A 20,516-nucleotide genomic window follows, 5' to 3' on the forward strand; every position below is an offset into this window, starting at 1 on the left:
ATACTAAACTTTAATATCGATTAACGTGCCAAGTACATCATCGGCCGTTTGAATTGATTGCGTATTTGCCTTGGCATTAAACTCTTCAACTTTTAAGTTAACAAGCGCTTCATCAACACGAGCAGGCTGTGCTACAGGTGCAGTAATAGCTTCTTCAGGGCGTGCTGCTGTAAGCTGACGTTGCTGCGCTAACTGTGCGTCATCTTGTTGTTCTATACTGGCACGGTTAATCTCAGCACTGGCTTTTTCAATACCTTGGCTAGCTCGATTAAACCCTTCTACACCACTATTAAATACAGATCCGATTGGCATATTAAAACCTCCACCAAATAAACATTGTTTAATTATCGCTCAGGTTCTGCTCAAAATAAAGCTTTAAACAGCGCTATTCTTAGCTCTATTTTAAAGCATTGATTTAACGACAGATAAAAACTCACTTTTATGAGAAATAAATGGCGCGTGCGACGCTTTATCTAGCACCTCGTATTCAAACTCAGTATTTAGTACTGACATTTCACTAATTGCTTTATAAGGCACTAAGGCATCAAGTCGGCCAAATACTCCTTTGATAGGTACTGGGCAATGAGCAAATAAATCACGTAAATCGTCGTTTTGTAAAATATCTAAACCAGCACTCAGGGCGTCGCTTTGTGGTGCGCTGTACTGATTTAGTAATTGTTTAAGCAGCTTTATATCATCACGCGCCGACTCGCTACCCATCGCTTGAATAGCTAAGAAGCGCTCTATTGTTTTTTCTCGATGATTAACTAACTGCTCTTTAAACTGCGCCAATACATTCGCTTTTATTCCGGGCCAATTATCTGCCTCAGCAAAGAAAGGAGTCGATGCAATTAAAATAACTTTTGATACTTTTTCAGGCCAATGCTTAGCAATATAAAGTGCAAACAATCCACCTAACGACCACCCCATTAAAATGGTCTTCGGCTTTAATTGCTTACTTAAAGTTTCTGCTGCATCATGCAAAGTATAAGGGCTTGGGCAAACATGGCTATTACCAAACCCAGGTAGGTCAAGGCTACGTACACTTCCTGAATATAAAAACTCAAGTTCTGGCTGTACTAACTGCCATACGCCCTGATTCATTCCCCAACCATGTAATAACACTAACTCATTTTGCATATTTGCCTAACCTTTACCAAACTTAGGCTCATCATAACGTTTAAAAAGGCGATTGCAATGCAAGGAGCGAGTCAGTGAAGCAAGCCATTTTAAATTGGTTATTTCCCTCTTATTGCGTGCAATGTCAAAATACGATTACGACCTCTTTAGGGCTTTGTGATTATTGCCTTGAAGATTTACCATTGTTTGATTTTAGTAAGCATAAGAATTTACTGCATCGACCCGATATTGTTGAGATGTTTCCTAATTGCGAGTTTGATAAATTATTTGCCTGTGCTTTTTATCAACCTCCCTTTGAACATTGGCTTAAAAGGCTAAAATTTAATAATCAAATTCATTATAAAAAGGCATTGCAGCAAGTTATACAAAAACAATTAACGCAGTTTTTTGAGCAAAGCCCTACTTTGCCAGATACCTTTATTATTTTACCTCTTCATAAAAGCCGATTCATTACTCGCGGGTTTAATCAGGTAAGCCAAGTTTGGCAACCATGTTTAGCTAATTACGCATCAGTGAGTAACGTACTTATTCGCAATAAAAAAACACAAGCTCAGTCGGAGCTATCTAAAGCAAAGCGTATTAAAAACTTAAAAAATGCCTTTATTTGTACAGAGGATATGGGCGGTAAAACAGTCGCTATTGTTGATGATGTGATGACGACAGGGGCAACATTAAACGCAGCTACTAGTGCACTAAAACAAGCAGGCGCTAAACAAGTGTGGGCTTTTACAACTTGCTTAACGCCTATTTAATTATTAAAAAGTATTATACCAATCCGCAATAATACTTAATCATTTTACGGGGCTAAACGTGTCGCTACCTGTGTTAAAAAATTCTCATTTACGACTGCATGGATGCAGAAGGTAGAGCAATGCAGGAGCAATTGCCGAGAACAACTAAATAGCGAATTTTTTGCCTAGCTCTCAACACGTTTTTCCATCCTCAAAATAGATCACTTAATTTAAGCGAATTAGTATTATTCGCCATTTGCACGAAACGTATGGCCAAAAAATAAAGCGTTGCTTAGTAGTCGACTAGTCCCATACCAGTAACCTCTAAATACAGGGTCGTCGGTCATGCCTATTACTGTACCTCGTCCGTATGAGTGAGCAATTAAGCCTGCGCCGCCAGCAACTTGCTCAACATTAACGGCATCGGTAAAGCCTGCCAATAATGGATTTTTAGTGTAGGTAAGTACATTTACGAACGGAGCATCGGAAGCTTCTAGCAACCAAGTACTGTTTTTGAATACGGGCAATGTATTACGCTTAAGTGAAAATGTAAGCGGATGAGTTAAATCTACATTAGTATTAAAAATAGCACCTGCAATGCGTTGACGTCCTGCTAAATGATCTTTATCGCCATAACTTAAATCTGTCGTTTTAAATGCACTTGCTACATCTTGTCGTGATAGATAGCTTGCTTTGAGTAATTGCTGATCAGCTAAAAATTTAGCGCCGCCTTTGTGACCCCAAATAACGCCGCCTTTTCTTACCCAGCTTTTAATAGCCACTTTGTCGGCATCAGATAAGCTATTGTAATTGCCATGAGCAAGCACAATATGGCTGTATTCACTTAACTCGAGTGAACTAAAGCGGTTCATTTCAACAATTGTTGGTGCAACACCTACAAATCGATCTAGGTAATACCACACTTCGCCGACTTCGTACTGGCTTGCGCCTTGCCCGCCAATAAGCAGTACTTTTGGAGCACTAACAACCGCCATTGATCGCGACCCTAAATCGGCTCCTTTGCTTGTTAAACCTGATGTAATAGGTTTGATTGCAATACCAAACTCATTTTGTGCTTTATTTAGCAAGGTAATCCAATCTGTATTTGTTTGTAGTCCAGCCGGTATAATAATACTTCCAGGTTTAAAATTAATTTCTCCTGATGTTGATTTAGCCGTTAATGCTTTTAGCGCTACACGTGCTTTTATACCTTGCTGTAATAAGCTATTTAACATTTTAGGTGCTAAATAATCATCCCACGAAAAACCAAATGCGTAACCTTCGGTGAGTGAAGAAAATGATGGGGTTGCTACTTTTTCCCATGCTTTATCAGCAACCTTTAATCCCCAACTACTTTTAACTTTAGAAAATGGCAAATTAAACGCATGCGCTAATGTCCAGCCAGATACATCGTAAAAAGTATTATCAGCAAAGTTTTTTTGCTCACTAAAAATCGCTTTTACCAAACGATATTGTGGTTGTGCTAATGGTACAAAATAGCTATGTGTACTGAAATTCTTACCATCTGCTTTTAATGATTTAGTAAGTGGGTAAGCGTTAATTTGATGCTGCTTTAACAATTCTAAAAAGTGCTTAATACGGGTGTTGTCGCTTGCACCTTCAACAACATAACCTTCAAAGCTTTCATCGCTGGCTAAATCAGTAGCCTGATTATAAAATTTAGCTTGGTAATCCAATAACGCTTGGCGGTTATCAACTGCTGCCTTAAAGGTAGATAAACTCGTTAACAGTTGATTTTTAATAGTGAAAGGAAAGCTCAAAGGTCCATTTATAGTTTCTTGAATATGTCCACGAGAACTTGCCTGCTCAAATAAAATGCCTATGCCACCATTTACATCGGGATAGGTTGAACCTTTACCGTAATAGAAGTCATCAAAGCTTTCTTCAGTAAAATAAAGTGCGTTGTTTTCATCTAACGTTTTTGCGTGATAGTTAGCAATCGCTTTAGTTAACGTTACATTTTCATCAGGTGTTATTGGGTGTTTACGGCTTGGAATACCTGGTTGAAAAAAGTAACTGCTATTAGGCCCCATTTCATGAAAATCGGTTAAGACATTTGGTTTCCACTGATGAAATTTAGCAATACGCGCGCGCGATTCAGGATGCTGTAGTAATAACCAGTCACGATTTAAATCAAACCAGTAGTGATTGGTACGACTACTTGGCCAGTTTTCAACATGTTCACGGGTTTTAGGGTCACTTGATAAGTTCATGCCTCGATTACTGTTTGCCCAATTAGCAAAACGAGCAAGCCCGTCAGGATTAAGTGAAGGGTCGAGTAAAATAACCGTGTTATTTAATAGCTCATCTATTTCAGTACCTTGTGCAGCAGCTAAGTAATATGCCACCAGCAAAGATGAGTTACTACCTGATGACTCATTACCATGCACACTGTATCCCATCCATACAACAGCAGGGTCGTCTTGTGCTTTACCACTGTTATTACTTAAGCGTGCTAAGTGAGCTTGGCGTGTCTGCTCTATGCTTGATAACTTATCAGCAGCAGTAATTGTTAGCATTACTAACGGGCGTTGTTCATGCGTGCGGCCAATCACCTCAAAATTTATACGGTCGCTTTTATCAGCAAGTATTTCCATATAACGTACGAGCTGATCGTGTCTCACGTGCCACTCTCCTACTTCGTAACCGAGTACTTGCTCAGGAGTAGGAATTGAAGGGTCAAATTTTACATCTTGTTCAAAATAATACGAAAGTGGCTTAGCTACACTTGAAAAGCTAAGCAACACCACCATTAATGTTAATACCAAACGCATATAAATCACTCAAAAAATGTTCGTTGTTTGCACGCTACCATTGCTTAAAATAGATGCCAACTTTTTACGCTCAACACTAGCCGCAACACGATGAGCGGAGTATGATACGCAGTATCCGAGTAATTTAGTCAAGTATAGATGGTTTTATGATTTCTATTTCCGAAACAGCGCAAGCGCATTTTGCTAAACTATTAGCAGATCAATCACAACAAACCAATATTCGTGTGTTTGTTGTAAACCCTGGTTCATCACAAGCGGAATGTGGTGTGTCTTATTGTCCAGAAGACGCTGTAGAAGCGAGCGATATTCGCCTAAACTTTAACGGTTTTGATGCCGTTGTAGATGCTGAAAGTGCTCCATTTTTAGAAGAAGCTGAAATCGATTTTGTTACCGACAAAATGGGTACTCAGTTAACGCTAAAAGCACCAAATGCAAAGGCGCGTAAAATAGGTAACGATGCATCGTTAAACGAACGTGTACAGCACATGCTAGAAACCGAAGTAAATCCACAACTTGCTAACCACGGTGGTCAAGTAAGCCTTGTTGAAATTACAGCTGCAGGTATAGCTATACTTCAGTTTGGTGGTGGTTGTAACGGTTGTTCTATGATCGATGTAACGCTAAAAGAAGGCATTGAAAAAGAAATGATAGCTAAGTTTGAAGAAATCACCGGTGTTGCTGATATAACAGAGCACGAAGCGGGCGATCACTCTTACTATTAGGCCTTCTAAATGCTAAAGCAGCTTATTTATCGCTTAGGGAGCAACCCTAAGCTGAGCTTAAAGCGCTTTTTTCGCGGCTTAGCACTGTTTGTGCTAGCCGTGATATTCATATCTATTGGGTATTACACTCACTACAGCTTACAAATAATTGGCGTTATAATTTTACTCCCCGCATTATTTTTTGCCGGTTGGGGCTACTGCGGTATTTTTGCTAATCGTTTTTCACAAGTTTTAAAAGATATGGGCCCTAAACACCACGACCCCGATCTCTGGAAATAAACCATTTATTTAGTTTAATCTAATAGCTGATTATTTATTTTTAAGTGGTGATATTTAATTATTAATGTAAGCCCGCGCATTAACATAAAACAGCTCATAGCCAGCCATAACCCGTTATTTTGCAAGTCTATAAACACCCAAAACACACCAAAAAAGCCAACTCCTGCTGAAAGTATCATACTGTTACGCATGTTCTTTGCTCGCGTAAGCCCTACAAAAACACCATCAAACAAAAAGCAACTCATGGCCAAAATAGGCAACACTATTAGCCATGGTAAATAGTGTGTTGCCTCTTGAATAACCTCTGGCACATTGGTTAAAAGCTTGATTATACCGCTGCCAAATAATGCAAAAAAAGCGCTATATAAGACGCCAAAAAGCATGCCCCAAAATACACTTATTTTAACCCAAAGCTCTATATTTTTAACGCTTCCTTGGCCTTTAGCTTGCCCTACTTTTGCCTCAGACGCGTAAGCAACGCCATCAAGAGCAAAACTCACCAACATTAGAAAGTTAAGTAAAACAGCATTAGCAGCTAATGTGGTTTCGCCTATACGCGCTGCGTAAAACGTCATAAAACTAAAGCATAATTGCAGTATTAAAGAGCGAATAAATATATCTCTATTCAAACTCAATAATTCAGCCATTTTGCTAATACTCAACCAATTCGGTACATTTAGATCAATGTCTTGTTTTTTAGCTAGTTTAACCACTAAAAACAGTGCAAATACTAAAGCCGTATAATCAGCAATAAGTGAAGCCCACGCAGCGCCTGCAACTGCCCAATCTAAATAAACAACAAAATAAATATCGAGTACTATATTAACGATATTAGTGACGAGTAATAAATAAAATGGACCTCGACCATAATGCACACCAAGCATCCACCCCAGTAACACTAAATTACATAATGCTGCTGGAGCACTAAAAATACGAATGCTAAAATACTGATACGCTTGGGTAAGTACGTCGCGATTGGCGGCGGAGAGGTAAGCTATAGCGTGCTTTATTAATGGGGATAACACAATTAATAGCACGGCCACTGCGCTTGCAAGCAATAGGCTTCGTTTAAGTAAAGCGGCAAGTTGGGTTAAATCGTTTTTTCCGTATGCTTGTGCCACGAGTCCCGTGGTGCTCATTCTTAAAAAACCAGCAAGCCAAAATAAAATAGATATAACTGCAGAGCCAAGGGCAATACCCGCTAAGTAATGAGCGCTTCCTAAGTGCCCAATTACAGCAGTATCAACAATTCCTAACAACGGCACTGTGATATTTGATAGTATCATCGGACCCGCTAACAACAGCAAGCTTTTATGGTGTGCCTTATTATGTATAAGAAATTGTTTCATTTAGTATTATTTATCCTCATTAGTGTATCTGTGCGGGCTCAAGCAGCCGTTATTTTACAGTATCATCATGTTAGTGAAACCCTACCCGCTGTAACAAGCGTTAGCGCCAATACATTCACTAAACATTTGAGCTATTTAAAAGAGCACAACTTTAACGTTATTCCTCTTAATGACTTAATAAACGCACTTCAGCAAGGTGAAACCTTACCTGATAAAACTGTCGCCATCACCTTTGATGATGGTTATAACAATAACTATGAACAAGCCGCGCCTATTTTAGAAAAGTTTGGCTACCCGTACACTATCTTTGTAAATCCTAAATTAATAGACGAGGGCATGAGCTACGTAATGGGGTGGGATAAGCTCAAAGAATTATCTAAAAAAGGGGCATTAATAGCCAATCATAGCGGACAACATGATTACTTACACCTTAAGCTTGAAAACGAAACCGATGCACAATGGCAATCACGTATTAAGCAAGATATTATTAGCTCTCAAAAGCGTATAAAAGAAGAAATAGGCCACGACTATAAATACTTAGCATACCCGTATGGTGAGTTTAATAACGAGCTGCAAGCACTTGTGACAGAGCTTGGTTTTGTGGGTATTGGTCAGCACTCCGGCGCTGTAAATAAAGACTCTAATTTTAGCCGCTTACCGCGTTTTCCTGCATCAGGCTTTTACAGCAAACTAGAAACTCTTATTACTAAGCTTAACTCACGCGCATTTAATATCACCAATTTAACTTATCAAGATAGCGTTACACAACAAAATCCACCCACGCTCACAATTGAATTTAAAATGGGTGATTTTCATAAAAGCCAATTTGCCTGTTACGTATCAAGCGTAGGCCAAGCAGATTTAAAATGGGTAAATAAAAATACAGTCGAAATAACCTCACCAAAGGTGCTTAATAAAGGGCGCTCTCGTTTTAATTGCACGGCCCCTTCTATTTCTAGCCCTGGTGATTATTTTTGGTTTTCGCAGCCTTGGGTAATTGAAGCGCCTAAACCTTAACTGCCTGATGTAATAGTCGCTGGGTTATTTTATCCAGCGCAACTATCTCGTCCGCTGCATTTAACTCAGCGGCAGCCTTAGGCATACCCCATACCACCGATGAGTACTCATCTTGAGCCAAGGTATACGCACCGTTTTGTTTTAGTGCAAGTAACCCTTTTGCGCCATCACTCCCCATCCCTGTTAGTATGGCTGCAACTACGTTTTTAGCTCCTGTCTCAACTAATGAGTTAAACAGCACATCTACCGCAGGTTTATGCCTGTTGACCGGCTCGCCATCATCAAGCTGGCAATACAAGCTAACACCTCGCTTTTTAATACTTAAATGAAAACCACCTGGTGCTATATAAGCCCAGCCAGTGCTAAGCTTATCGCCATGTTCAGCCTCTTTCACATTTATCGTGCATGTACGATTCATTCGCTCAGCAAATGAGGCGCTAAACACAGGAGGAATATGCTGAGTAATTACAATGGGCGGGCAATTTTGTGGCATTTTAATAAGTACTTCTTTGATAGCCTCAGTACCACCCGTTGAAGCACCTATCGCAATTACTTTATTAAGTAAAAATTCAGAATGGGTATTAATAGGCTCATTTGTGACGACCGTTTTTTTATAGCTTCTTACTCTTGCTCCAGCAGCTATTCGCACCTTTTGTTGAACAAGTGATGCATATTGGCTCAATTGCTCTCTTACGTTATTAGTAGGCTTAGCTATAAAATCAACAGCCCCTAATTCAAGTGCCTCGAGTGTAATAGGAGAGCCTTTTTGGGTCAGTGTTGAAATCATCACTACTGGCATTGGTCTTAATCGCATTAAGTTTTTTAAAAAACTAATGCCATCCATTTTTGGCATTTCTACGTCGAGCGTTAATACATCAGGATTTAACTTTTTTATCATTTCGCGAGCTTCGTAGGGATCCTCAGCGCTCCCCACTACCGTAATATCTTTAGCTTGCTGTAATATTTCAGTGAGTAAACGCCTAATTAAGGGGGAGTCGTCAATTATTAATACTTTAATCATGCATACTCCTAAAACAGCTCTATATCAGTTACTACTTCTTGCTTTTTAAGGTTTTGTAAGTAACGGACTTCGCGTTTTTCAATCGTATTATTATGTAGGTTTTTAAGTTTTTTCATATGAACTTTACCGGTGTTCGGATGAAAAAATATTTTTCGTGGCCATGGTCCCCCCATATCGTGGGCAACTAGATTTAATGCCTCTTCTTTAATATACGCCGCTGCAAAACTAATATTACCCAGCCCTATATCAGTCATCGCACTAATAATTTTACCCCCACCAAAAAGTTTTACTTTTAGGTTACGGCGAGACGCACCATTTTTTAAAACTTCGTTTATAAGATACTCCATAGCCCAATTGCCATACCGACAACTTAAACTATGCGCATTCTTAAGTTCTACTCCCTTTTGAATTGGTAACATAAAGTGATTCATGCCCCCAATCCCTAGTACTTCATCGTAAACACAAGCCGCAATACACGAACCCAGAACTGTAGAGATTAGCTCATTATTTTTAGAAACATAAAACTCACCCGGAAGCACTTTAGCAACAACGCTACCTCGGCCCGAGTCCCAATATCGTTTAATATGTTCAAAGTTAGGAAATACCGGCCTAAACTCTGCGTACATTTTGTCCCTTTTGGTACATAGTTTTCCCTAAATTTTTAAATTGCGTATGCTCTTTTCCCATACTTTCTGAGTGACCTAAAAACAAATAACCTTGTTCATTTAATATATTGGCGTAACGCTTAAAAAGCTGATCTTTTGTTTCTTTATCAAAGTAAATAACAACATTACGACATAAAATAAGATCAAATGATCCTTTCATTGGCCAATCTTGCAATAAGTTTAAACGCTTGAATGAAATAGACTCTTTTAGCCTATCTTTAACTTTATAGTTTTCACCGTCTTTACTTTTTAAAAACCAACGCTTAAGTTGCACGTCATCTAAGCCGTTAACATTCGCTGCGGTGTAAATACCCTTTTGTGCTTTTGCCAATACATTAGAATCTAAATCGGTTGCTAGTATTTTTACATCCCAATTGCTCGGAAATGCATTATTTAAAGTCATCGCCAAACTGTAGGGTTCTTCTCCTGTTGAGCAACCTGCAGACCAGATTCTTACTCGCTTACTATTTTTATTTGCCTTTAAGAGAGCAGGTACAAGCTCAGATTTTATAAATTCAAAGTGGTGTATTTCACGAAAAAAAGACGTTAAGTTAGTTGTTATTGCATTAATAAAGGCATCAAACTCCTGATCTTTATGGCTATTTAAATACTCTAAATAGGCTTTAAAGTCAGTTAGTTTTCGCTCTCTAATACGTCTTGCTAAGCGTGAATAAACCATCTCTCGCTTATGCTCACCTAATACAATTCCACATGCGCTATAAACTAAACTGGCAATTTCTTTAAAGTCGCGGTCGGTACACAAAAACTCTTTCATTATTCGCTCTCAATTTAGCCTGCCAAATAATACCTCGCTGTGATTATGTATTCAGCGAGGTGTATAAGAAGATTGGTTGTTAAAATTCTTCCCATTCATCAGCAGAGTCTACAAAGTTATCGCCTCTGGGTTTATTACTTACAAAACTGCTTTGCGACTTATGAGATAATTTAGGTGTGCGCATAGTCGGCGAAATCATCGCCATCTCTTGCTGACCTATTGAGAAAAAGTTGAGTAGTTGGCGCATCTCATTAGCTTGCTCAGCCATAGACTCGCCAGCGGCAGAGGCTTGCTCTACTAAGGCGGCATTTTGTTGCGTCATTTCGTCCATTTGTGAGATGGCGGTATTAACTTGTTCAATACCCGCACTTTGTTCTTCAGATGCCTCTGTAATATCAGAAATCATTTGCGTCACTCTTTGTACCGATACAACAATCTCTTTAAGTGTAGCGCCCGACTCATTAACTAATTGAGAGCCATCAGCTACTTTGCCTACACTATCTCTTATTAACTCTTTAATTTCTTTCGCTGCGCCTGCAGAGCGCTGTGCTAAATTACGCACCTCACCTGCAACAACCGCAAAGCCTCGACCTTGTTCACCAGCCCTTGCAGCCTCTACTGCAGCATTAAGCGCTAATAAGTTAGTTTGAAATGCTATTTCGTCAATGACACCAATAATATCTGCAATTTTCTTGCTCGACTCATTAATTGCCGACATGCTCGTAACTGCTCTATTTACAACCTCACCACCTTGAATCGCCTTTTCGCATGTTTCTTCTGCTAAATCGTTTGCCACTTTTGCGTTATCAGCATTTTGGCGAACGGTGCTAGTCATCTCTTCCATGCTCGACGCTGTTTCTTCAAGTGACGAGGCTTGCTCTTCTGTACGTTGGCTTAAATCAGCATTACCTTGAGAGATTTCCTCTGCACCACTGGCTACAAGCGTTGCCGATGAATTAATGCGATTAATCACTTCCGTTAACTTATCTGCCGTAGCATTAGCATCGCGTTTGAGTTTATCAAATGAGCCTTTATATTCTTTTTCAACTCGTTTTGATAAATCACCATTTGCCATCGCATCGAGCATACTGCCAGTGTCAGCAACTGCATCATCAACTATTTTAACTAAGCTATTTAGCCCTTGAGCCAAACGTAAAAAGAATCCTTCCTTGCCTTCTTCCGCGACTCTTGTATCTAATTCGCCATTACCTGCAGCGCTAATAAGTTCGGCTATTTCTTTTTCAAGCGCAACCTCATTGGTCCTATCTTCCCACTCAACAATGGTGCCTAAATGCTTTCCATCTTGGCTAATCCAAGGTGAAGCAATCAAGGTAAAAGTGACACCCGCTAAAAGTAATTCGGCTTTATGAGGCTTATCGAGATTTTTTAATAAATCGCGCTGATGATTAGGGTGCTTATGAAAATCATCAACACAGGTGCCAATTAAATTATCAACAGAAAAGCTTGGTAATACAGTTTGTAATTCTTTTTCGCGGACTTTTAGCATTTGCTGAACACGATCGTTCACAAATACTATATTAAGGTCTTCATCAGCAATCATTACGTTCGCTTGGCAAACTTTAAGCGCATTTGCTAAATCGGCTGCTTTGCGAGATGCTTTTTCAAGCTCTTTTTGTTCAGTAATATCAGATGCGTATTTAATCACTTTAAACGGCTTGCCGTTCATATCATAAATTGGGTTATAAGATGCTTGAATCCAAACCTCCTGACCCTGCTTCCCTATTCTTAAATATTCCCCTGAATCAAATTCACCACGCCCGAGCTTAGCCCAAAATTCTTTATATTCGATACTATTTGCATGTTCGGGTTCAATAAAAAGCCTATGGTGCTGACCTTTAATCTCGCTAAGTTGATAACCAAGTGCATTTAAAAAGTTATCATTGGCATCAATAATAGTGCCATCTAAATTAAACTCGATAACCGCTTGAGATTTACTTATAGCACTAATTTGCCCTGAAGCTTCTGCTGCTATTAACTTTTGCTCGGTCACGTCGGTGGCAAACTTAACTACTTTTAATACTTGCCCTTGCTCATCAACAATTGGGTTATAAGTTGCTTGGATCCATACCTCAGCTCCACCTTTTGCATTACGCTTAAACTCATCTGAGATAAACTCGCCATTACGCAGGCGTTGCCAAAAGTTCTTATAATCGTTGCCCTGAGCTTCATCTGGGTCAACAAACATAGAGTGATGCTGGCCTTGAACCTCTTCAAGGCGATAGCCCATCGCGTTTAGAAAATTCATATTTGCAGTAATTATTTTTCCGTTAGGTTCAAACTCAATCACCGCTAATGATTTATTCAATGCGTCTACAATTAAATCATTACTTGATTTTGACTGCTTTGGATTACTAAACCATCCCATGCTCATCACCACCTTTAAGTTTATTATTTATTTAGTTTCTGTTTGCTAAATATTCATTGTTTTTTGCAGGTCAATTAGCGCTACCATTTTTTCACCAACATTCACCAACCCAGCTACATATTCACAATTATTCGACTCAGATAAGCTAGGAACCGCTTTCGCATCTTGCTCCGCAATACTGTAAACATCAGAAACGGCATCAACAGCAACACCTATAATTTTACTACCTAGTTCAAATTCTATTTTGACAACGATAACTACCGTTAATGGCCCATAGTCGACACTTGGTAATCCAAAGCGCAACCGTAAATCAATAATTGGCACTATTGTTCCACGTAAATTAATAACGCCTTTTACAAATTCAGGCGCATTGGGCAGTACTGTAATTTCTTCCCAACTGCGAATTTCTTGTACTGTTAAAATATCAACGCCGTATTCTTCATCAGCCATAATAAAAGTTAAAAACTGTTTTACATCTTGCTGTTGCTGAAGATTTAATTGATTACTAAACTGGCTTTGCTCTGAGCTCATAACGCCTCCAAAGTGGCTTGCGTTTCAATCGTTAATTCTTGGCTACCTGGTTTTTTTAAACCTGAGAGCTTTATTAAGCCGCTAATGTCCACAATCAGCGATACACGCCCATCGCCTAAAATAGTAGCTCCCGATACGCCATCAACTTTATGATAGTTAGCCTCTAAACTTTTAATAACAACCTGTTGTTGAGACAGTAAATCATCAACTAATAAACCCACCTTTTGGTTATCTGTTTCTACAACAACAAGCAGCGTTTTATCGAGTGATTCAATGGCATTTTTATGATTAAAAATATCGTAGAGCCTTAAAATAGGAATGTATTCGTCCCGAAGCCTCAATACATCAAGGTTTTTACCCACTCGACTCCCCCCTGTGTCAGGATAGTTGTCGCCTCTAACTTTTAATAGAGGCAGATAAAATGAGACGTCGATTTACACAAGAATTTAAAGTTCAAGCTGTTGAAAAAGCATTATCTCAATGTGATGATGTTCGCCTAGAAGATATTGCGCTTGATTTAGGCATCGGTTATTCAACCTTGCAACGATGGATCGCGCTTGCTAAAAACCATGAACTTGAAACTAAAAATAATGGTAGTCACATGACAACAGAAAAACGCCCTCATGACTGGAGCTTAGAAGAAAGGCTTAACGCCATTATTGAATGTGCGAGTTTAGATGAAGCAGCTCTTAATGAATATTGCCGTGCTAAGGGGCTTTACCCGCATCATATTAAACAATGGAAGCAAGATTTTGCTAAAGGGCCTTCAACGAAGCCCGTAAAATCAGACAGTAAACAGCTCAAACAAGAAATTAAGCAGCTTCAAAAAGAGCTTAATCGTAAAGACAAAGCGTTAGCAGAAACAGCCGCCTTACTCGTACTCAAAAAAAAAGCCGATGCGCTCTGGGGTTTCAACGAGGACGATTAACCAGCTCAACTGAGCGTCATGAATTGATAAAGCTCATTACCGACGCGCAGAAATCAGGGGCAAGGCAAGAAAAAGCATGTGAGTTACTTGGTCTAACGGCAAGAACAATTCAACGCTGGATTGAAGCTGATGATATGACAGATAAGCGAACAAGTACGATAAAGCGACCACCTAACAGGCTAACTGAATTAGAGCAACAGCGTATAATTAAGACTGTTAATTCAATAGAATATGGACATTTACCACCCAGCAAGATAGTCCCTAAACTATTGGATAAAGGTGTGTGGATAGCATCAGAAAGTTCGTTCTATCGTGTTATGAAATCGCATAAATTATTAACACACAGAGAAAAAGTTAAACCAAATAAAAAGATAAAAAAGCCAAAAGCACTCAGGGCAACACGTGTAAACGAAATTTATACATGGGATATCACGTATTTGCCAACAGCTGTTAAAGGTCAGTTTTTATACTTATATTTAGTGATGGATATTTATAGTCGAAGAATAGTTGGTTGGCAGGTTCATGACACACAACTAAGCACACTGGCGGCTGATTTAATGGTAGATATTTGCAGGCGAGAGCAGGTAAAGCCTGAGCAAGTCACGTTGCACTCGGATAATGGCAGTCCAATGAAAGGGGCAACGTTATTAGCGACATTGCAGGAGTTAGGTATTGTTCCTTCATTTAGCCGACCGTCTGTGAGTAATGATAATCCTTATTCTGAATCGCTATTTAAGACGTTAAAGTATCGCCCGGAATACCCTGAGAAAGCCTTTGAAAGCATGGGTAGCGCAAGAAAGTGGGTTAGCGGATTTGTTGATTGGTACAACGATGAGCACTTGCACAGCGGTATTAAATTTGTCACGCCAAACCAGCGTCATTTAGGATTAGATGAAGCGATACTAGCGAAACGTCATCAGGTAAATGAGATGGCGAAATTACAGAATCCAAGTCGTTGGTCAGGAAAGTCTCGAGATTGGACGATGATCAATGAAGTAAATTTAAATCCAGAGAAAAAAGAAGCAATGCGGGCGGCATAAAATTTAATTTGATGCGACAACTAACTTGAAAAACTCCGACTCACTTTAGCAATATCAATTTGCAGAGATTCCACAATAGAAATGAGCGGGATAATATAAGTATGCTGAGCCACCTTAACTAATTGCCCATCTAAAATAGCGAGAGTAAGTGGTAATCTAATAGTAAACGTAGAACCAACACCGGGCGCTGAGGTTACTTCCACTGAGCCATTTAATGATTGAATATTTCGCTTAACTACATCCATCCCAACTCCACGACCAGATAAGTCACTTACCTCATCCACTGTCGAAAAGCCGGGCATAAAAATAAGCTCATTTATTTCATCGTCACTGAGATGGTTATCAACTGAGATTAATTCGTTAGCGATGGCTTTTTCTTTTATTTTTTTTGTATTTAACCCCTGCCCATCATCCATTATTTCAATAACAATGTTTCCACCCTGATGAAATGCATTTAAGGTTACTGTGCCAACGGGATCTTTACCTGCCGCCAGTCTTTGCTCAACAGTCTCTAATCCATGATCAAGTGAGTTCCTCACTAAATGCACCATAGGATCGGATATTTTTTCCATTACTGTTTTATCAAGCTCGGTTTGCTCTCCAATCAACTTTAGCTCAACTTGCTTATTTAGTTTTTGCGCTATATCTCGCACTAATCGAGGAAAACGACTAAATACAAAGTTTATTGGCAGCATACGAATGCGCATCACATTTTCTTGTAAATCACGCGTATTATGGGCAAGTTGCGCTAGACCTTCTTGTAGTAAAGTGATTGTGGCTGGTGTGATTTCTTGTTCGCTAAGCTGATTGAGCATCGCTTGTGTAATAACAAGTTCACCTACCATATTTATTAACGAATCAACTTTATCAATACCAACTCGAATGGAGGTAGACTCTGGTGTACTTGCAGGTTTTTTATCTTTATTAGCAGCGGGTTGCTTTGGCTTACTAGGTAGCTCAGCTACTTTTATTAAATCGGATGTTTCAAGCTCAACAGCTTTAGATATCTCACCTTGATTAGGTTGTATTTGCTCATCATTGCCAAATAAGCCTCCGCATAATTCAATTTTTATGTCGGCATCGTCTTCTACCCATTCAAATACTTCTTTTATGGCTTTTTCATCATGGCTAGTATCTAAAAAAAAGCGCCAATGTAAAAAGCATTCATCACTACTTAAATCGGTGATTTCTGGAACTTCATCGTAAAATACTGTGGTTTCTAACTCACCTAGCTCTTCAAGCTCACTGATCATATACAGTGGCTCGTTTCCTGTTTTAAATAAATGATGATGGGGTTTAAAGTCTATTTGATAGGTGTTACTACTTGTTTGCTCTTCACAGCTTTGAGGTTTATTTTCTTGTGTTTCGTTTTTCATTCCAAGTACATGTTCAAATTGTACTTTTAACAAATCTGCCTCGGTTAAATCTGGCTCTTGCTCACCTTGAAGTGCAGCAAGTAAAGCGCGCAAGCAATCCACAGCTTTGAGTAATAAATTGACATGCTCGGTACTAAGCTCTCGTTCACCTTGGCGAATTTGATCCAGTAGTGTTTCAAGTACATGAGTAAAGTCAGCAACGGAGCTAAAACCAAAAGTGCCACTGCCTCCTTTTATTGAGTGAGCAGCTCTAAAAATAGTGTTGATAGTTTCTAAATCTTCCTCACCTGGCACTAAGTTTAATAACTCAGCCTCCATGGTATCTAGGCCTTCAAAACTCTCTTCAAAGAAAACTTCAAAAAATTGACTTAAATCTATACTCACACTGCGCTCCTTAGCGAATAACTTTTTTAATTACCGCTAGTAGCTGATCGGGATTAAATGGTTTTACAATCCAACCTGTTGCACCAGCAGCTTTACCCTCTATCTTTTTTTCTAAGCCCGACTCTGTAGTAAGCATCAGTAGTGGTGTAAATTTATAACTAGGTAAAGTACGCAGCTCTCGTATTAATGTAATTCCATCCATTATTGGCATGTTTACATCTGAGATCACGGCATCAAAGTCTTGTTGCTTGGCAATAGCGAGAGCTTCACTGCCATCCTTAGCTTCGGTTACATCAAACCCGGCCGTTTTTAATGTAAAGCTCACCATTTGACGCATCGATGCTGAATCATCAACCGCTAAAATTCTTTTCATATATACCCCTAACTTTTACTTTCGGTTGTTAAGTATTGGCTTAAGCCAAGTTTATTAATTGTATGCGTTAAGGCCTCGCTACTGCCTACCCATATTATTTTGTGCTGTATAGTAAGTAGGTGTTTTTGTAAGGCGCATAAAAGTTGAATTGAGGCAGTATCAGCAGAAATCACATCGTTAATATCAAGACAGATATCATCGTTGCTATTGAGTTCGTGTAGTAAGTCTTGATGTAGTGTTTCAACTTGCGTAATAGCAAGTTCGCTCGGAAGTTTTAGCATTTAGTAAGTGCATTCCCTGTCAATTCAATTCATAACAAAAGCTTAGCCCTAGTTATTAAAATTGCCATAAAATGCTTAATTAAATTTAACCTGTCGTTAAAATACAAAAAAAGGAGCCTAAAGCTCCTTTAAAATTGGTAAAAAGTAAAAAACTAGTTTTTATAGTAATCAGCTATTTTTTTAAACTCTTGCGTTAAAGTCGTCGCATTAATTAATGGCACATTACCTTGTTTAAATTCTGGTTTAAAAATAGCTCTAACGGCTCCATTTTGATCAACCATAGCGACCGAGGCACTATGATCAACAGCATATTCTGATTCACTACTATCGCTAATGGCGTAAATTAAACCAAGCTCTCGAACAACAGGAAAAAGGTGTTTATGCTCTCCCGACACAGCTAAAAAGTCTGGGTTAAAGTAATCTATATATTGCTTTCGTTTAGCTGGTGTATCGCGTTTTGGATCAACCGATAAAAACCAAACTTGTAGCGGATAATCTGCTTGTAAATTTTTATAAACAGCATTTAACTTAGCAAGTGTTAATGGACAAATATCTGGGCAGCTTGTGTAGCCTAAAAATACTAAATTCCACTGTCCTAAAAATTGTTGCTTAGTCACTAATTCGCCGCGCTGATCGTTTAGCGTAAAATCAGACAGTGGCTTTGCATTTTCGTAAACTAATGCATCTACATCTGGTGGACTATTTTCATTTGAACATGCTGATAAAAACGAAACTAAAATAACAATTAATCCAAGCCATAACTGCTTCATAAAGGGAGCCATTTATCTATAAATAAGATTACAAAGAGTACCATTAAATGAATAATCGAAAAACGAAATAAGTCCATTGCAGTCTCATCATTTCCAGCAATTTTTAAATTGACCGCCTTATATATAAACACGGCATTTAATACACATGCACCTATCAAATAGATTAATCCAGACATACCGATTAAATAAGGTAATACGCAAACAACAGCGAGTAAAACAGAGTAAGCAACGACGCACGTTTTACAAAAATCGATACCATGGGTTACTGGTAACATAGGGATTTTAGCGCGTTCATAATCACTTTTTCGTGCTATAGCCAGCGCCCAAAAGTGTGGTGGGGTCCAGGTAAATATTATCATTACGAGTAACCAAGGGGCTGCTGCCATTTGGTTTGTTTCTGACACCCAACCTAATAATGGAGGCATTGCGCCAGCCAACCCACCTATAACAATATTTTGCGGCGTTGCACGCTTTAAAAATGATGTATAAACAAATGCATAACCTACCAATGCAAATAACGTTAATATAGCGGTTAAGGTATTAGCCCACACCATCAGCATAATAAAACCAGCAACCCCAATAACAGCTGCAAAACTAAGCGCATGTGTTTTACTTAAACGCCCTTTAGCCACAGGGCGATGACGAGTCCGCGCCATTTTTGAGTCTATCTCGCTATCAACCACATGATTAATAACCGCTGCAGCAGCAGAAAGTAGCCCTATACCTAACAAGCTAATAAACTGTACGACCATACCGCGCCCTACATCGGGAGCCAGCGCTAAACCAACCCAAGCTGTTAGCACCAGCATAGCTACCACTTTAAATTTACTAATTGCTAAGTAGTCTTGCAGCAAACTATGTGTACGCGAAATTAGCGATTGAGTATTAACGGGTAGCAGTATTTTTTTATCAATTATAAGTGCCATCATATTTCCCCTTTATGTGCGTGATTTTAGGTAATAACACAACCTAACCATGCTTAATAACAGTATGGCTGCCATCAAGTTATGCGCCAGTGCAACTCCCAACGGAATATGCCAATGTACTAAAATAAGCCCTAAGCTAATTTGGCAAAGCAGAACAAGTAATACACTCACAACGCAATTTTTAATTTTTTTAGAGTACGCTTGGCTGTATATTTTCCACATAATTAACGCCAGAACAATGCAAGTAACGAGTGCCCAAATGCGATGTAATAAATGAATAGACATACGCGCTTGCTGCGATAACACACCAAACTCATAATTACTGTGCTCAAGTGGTAATTGAAATACGCTACTCAATGAAAACGGTTGTGCGTAATTACACAATGGCAAACCACTACAATGTGGAGCGGCGTAATTTGCAGCCAGCCAACCACCAAGTGCAATTTGGATAATTAATACACTGAGCGCTACTAAACTTAAACCGAAATAGCGTTTTGCGCCGCTATCGCCACCCATAATAGGTTTTGCGGTTAGCCGTAAATATAAAAGCGTTATAAGTGACAAAATACTAAAGCCACCTAATAAGTGGCCCATTACAATAAGCGGCTGAAGGTTCATGGTTACTGTCCACATACCAAGAGCAGCCTGAAACACCACTAGTAGAAGTAAAGCCAAAGGCAATTTAACTGGCGTAGTTGGATATTGGCGTTTTAAAAAAGCCAACACAAATAAACCTAAAATAAGTAAGCCTAAAGCACCTGCAAAGTAGCGATGAATCATTTCTTTCCACGCTTTTGCGGTTTCGAACATCATATCGGGGTAGCTTTGAGTTGCTAAGGCTATGTCAGCCTCATGCTTAGGTACCGTTAAAAAGCCATAACAACCAGGCCAATCGGGGCACCCTAAACCTGCATCACTTAAGCGGGTGTACGCACCTAAAGCAACTACAATCAAAGCGAGTAATCCTGTTATTAATACTAAGTTTTTATAATTTTTATAATTTTTATACATCAGATACTCCAACTTA

The 20,516-nt window shown here is 39.1% G+C and carries 19 protein-coding genes and 2 pseudogenes; 5 read left to right on the plus strand and 16 right to left on the minus strand.

Annotated elements, in window-relative coordinates; genetic code table 11:
* Positions 1-3 precede the first annotated feature (3 nt).
* Positions 4-312, minus strand: a complete 309-nt coding sequence (locus tag PARC_RS16610; RefSeq protein ID WP_007584971.1) for a hypothetical protein — start codon at positions 310-312, stop codon at positions 4-6.
* A gap of 90 nt (positions 313-402) precedes the next feature.
* Positions 403-1,140 carry a pimeloyl-ACP methyl ester esterase BioH gene (gene bioH, locus PARC_RS16615; RefSeq protein WP_010554945.1) on the minus strand — a complete coding sequence of 246 codons (738 nt, stop codon included), beginning with the start codon at positions 1,138-1,140 and terminating at the stop codon, positions 403-405.
* Between the two features lie 74 nt (positions 1,141-1,214).
* On the opposite strand from bioH, the gene PARC_RS16620 reads away from it, so the two are divergent.
* Positions 1,215-1,892: a ComF family protein gene (locus PARC_RS16620; RefSeq protein WP_010554946.1), complete on the plus strand. Its 678-nt coding sequence runs from the start codon at positions 1,215-1,217 to the stop codon at positions 1,890-1,892.
* A gap of 224 nt (positions 1,893-2,116) precedes the next feature.
* Here PARC_RS16620 and PARC_RS16625 read toward each other — a convergent pair whose 3' ends face one another.
* Complete coding sequence (locus PARC_RS16625; protein ID WP_010554947.1) at positions 2,117-4,666, minus strand: M14 family zinc carboxypeptidase; 2,550 nt, start codon at positions 4,664-4,666, stop codon at positions 2,117-2,119.
* A 146-nt stretch (positions 4,667-4,812) separates the two neighbouring features.
* On the opposite strand from PARC_RS16625, the gene nfuA reads away from it, so the two are divergent.
* Positions 4,813-5,388: a Fe-S biogenesis protein NfuA gene (gene nfuA, locus PARC_RS16630; protein WP_007584966.1), complete on the plus strand. Its 576-nt coding sequence runs from the start codon at positions 4,813-4,815 to the stop codon at positions 5,386-5,388.
* Positions 5,389-5,397: 9 nt separating this feature from the next.
* Positions 5,398-5,667, plus strand: coding sequence for a hypothetical protein (locus tag PARC_RS16635; protein WP_002959572.1), 270 nt, complete (start codon positions 5,398-5,400; stop codon positions 5,665-5,667).
* 14 nt (positions 5,668-5,681) lie between these two features.
* Here PARC_RS16635 and PARC_RS16640 read toward each other — a convergent pair whose 3' ends face one another.
* Positions 5,682-6,953, minus strand: a complete 1,272-nt coding sequence (locus PARC_RS16640; protein WP_010554948.1) for an MATE family efflux transporter — start codon at positions 6,951-6,953, stop codon at positions 5,682-5,684.
* A gap of 42 nt (positions 6,954-6,995) precedes the next feature.
* Between PARC_RS16640 and PARC_RS16645 the strand changes: the two genes are divergently transcribed.
* Positions 6,996-8,033, plus strand: coding sequence for a polysaccharide deacetylase family protein (locus PARC_RS16645; protein ID WP_010554949.1), 1,038 nt, complete (start codon positions 6,996-6,998; stop codon positions 8,031-8,033).
* Here PARC_RS16645 and PARC_RS16650 read toward each other — a convergent pair.
* The 6 genes and pseudogenes from PARC_RS16650 to PARC_RS16675 form a co-directional block, all read right to left on the minus strand.
* The gene (locus PARC_RS16650; RefSeq protein WP_010554950.1) at positions 8,023-9,054 is read right to left on the minus strand and encodes a protein-glutamate methylesterase/protein-glutamine glutaminase; all 1,032 of its coding nucleotides are present in this window, start codon (positions 9,052-9,054) and stop codon (positions 8,023-8,025) included. The genes PARC_RS16645 and PARC_RS16650 overlap by 11 nt on opposite strands.
* An 8-nt stretch (positions 9,055-9,062) precedes the next feature.
* Positions 9,063-9,680, minus strand: coding sequence for a chemoreceptor glutamine deamidase CheD (gene cheD / locus PARC_RS16655; protein ID WP_010554951.1), 618 nt, complete (start codon positions 9,678-9,680; stop codon positions 9,063-9,065).
* The gene (locus PARC_RS16660) at positions 9,664-10,494 is read right to left on the minus strand and encodes a CheR family methyltransferase (RefSeq protein WP_010554952.1); all 831 of its coding nucleotides are present in this window, start codon (positions 10,492-10,494) and stop codon (positions 9,664-9,666) included. The genes cheD and PARC_RS16660 overlap by 17 nt, the downstream gene beginning before the upstream one ends.
* A gap of 79 nt (positions 10,495-10,573) precedes the next feature.
* Positions 10,574-12,880, minus strand: coding sequence for a methyl-accepting chemotaxis protein (locus tag PARC_RS16665; protein WP_010554953.1), 2,307 nt, complete (start codon positions 12,878-12,880; stop codon positions 10,574-10,576).
* Positions 12,881-12,925: 45 nt separating this feature from the next.
* Positions 12,926-13,411 (minus strand): chemotaxis protein CheW, encoded by a 486-nt coding sequence (locus PARC_RS16670; protein ID WP_010554954.1) that lies wholly within the window; start codon positions 13,409-13,411, stop codon positions 12,926-12,928.
* Positions 13,408-13,779: pseudogene (locus PARC_RS16675) on the minus strand (chemotaxis protein CheW); the annotation flags it as partial. The pseudogene PARC_RS16675 and the gene PARC_RS16670, both read right to left, overlap by 4 nt.
* Positions 13,780-13,832: 53 nt before the next feature.
* On the opposite strand from PARC_RS16675, the gene PARC_RS16680 reads away from it, so the two are divergent.
* A protein-coding gene (locus PARC_RS16680; RefSeq protein WP_096058066.1) for an IS3 family transposase occupies positions 13,833-15,379 on the plus strand; the annotation gives its coding sequence in 2 pieces (ribosomal slippage) (positions 13,833-14,292 and positions 14,292-15,379; 1,548 coding nt in all).
* Positions 15,380-15,414: 35 nt separating this feature from the next.
* On the opposite strand, the pseudogene PARC_RS16685 reads toward PARC_RS16680, so the two are convergent.
* The 6 genes and pseudogenes from PARC_RS16685 to PARC_RS16710 all read right to left on the minus strand — a co-directional run.
* Positions 15,415-17,139: pseudogene (locus PARC_RS16685) on the minus strand (chemotaxis protein CheA); the annotation flags it as partial.
* A gap of 10 nt (positions 17,140-17,149) precedes the next feature.
* Positions 17,150-17,512 carry a response regulator gene (locus PARC_RS16690; protein WP_007584956.1) on the minus strand — a complete coding sequence of 121 codons (363 nt, stop codon included), beginning with the start codon at positions 17,510-17,512 and terminating at the stop codon, positions 17,150-17,152.
* An 8-nt stretch (positions 17,513-17,520) separates the two neighbouring features.
* Complete coding sequence (locus tag PARC_RS16695) at positions 17,521-17,793, minus strand: STAS domain-containing protein (RefSeq protein ID WP_002959595.1); 273 nt, start codon at positions 17,791-17,793, stop codon at positions 17,521-17,523.
* Positions 17,794-17,945: 152 nt separating this feature from the next.
* Entirely contained in the window at positions 17,946-18,563 is a 618-nt protein-coding gene (locus tag PARC_RS16700; RefSeq protein ID WP_010555403.1) for an SCO family protein, read from the minus strand.
* On the minus strand, positions 18,560-19,489 hold the full coding sequence (gene cyoE / locus PARC_RS16705; protein WP_002959598.1) for a heme o synthase: 930 nt from the start codon (positions 19,487-19,489) through the stop codon (positions 18,560-18,562). Before cyoE ends, PARC_RS16700 begins: the two co-directional genes overlap by 4 nt.
* A 12-nt stretch (positions 19,490-19,501) precedes the next feature.
* Entirely contained in the window at positions 19,502-20,500 is a 999-nt protein-coding gene (locus PARC_RS16710; RefSeq protein WP_010555402.1) for a COX15/CtaA family protein, read from the minus strand.
* Positions 20,501-20,516: the final 16 nt, after the last annotated feature.

It is taken from the genome of Pseudoalteromonas arctica A 37-1-2, assembly GCF_000238395.3.
GTDB lineage: Bacteria > Pseudomonadota > Gammaproteobacteria > Enterobacterales > Alteromonadaceae > Pseudoalteromonas > Pseudoalteromonas arctica.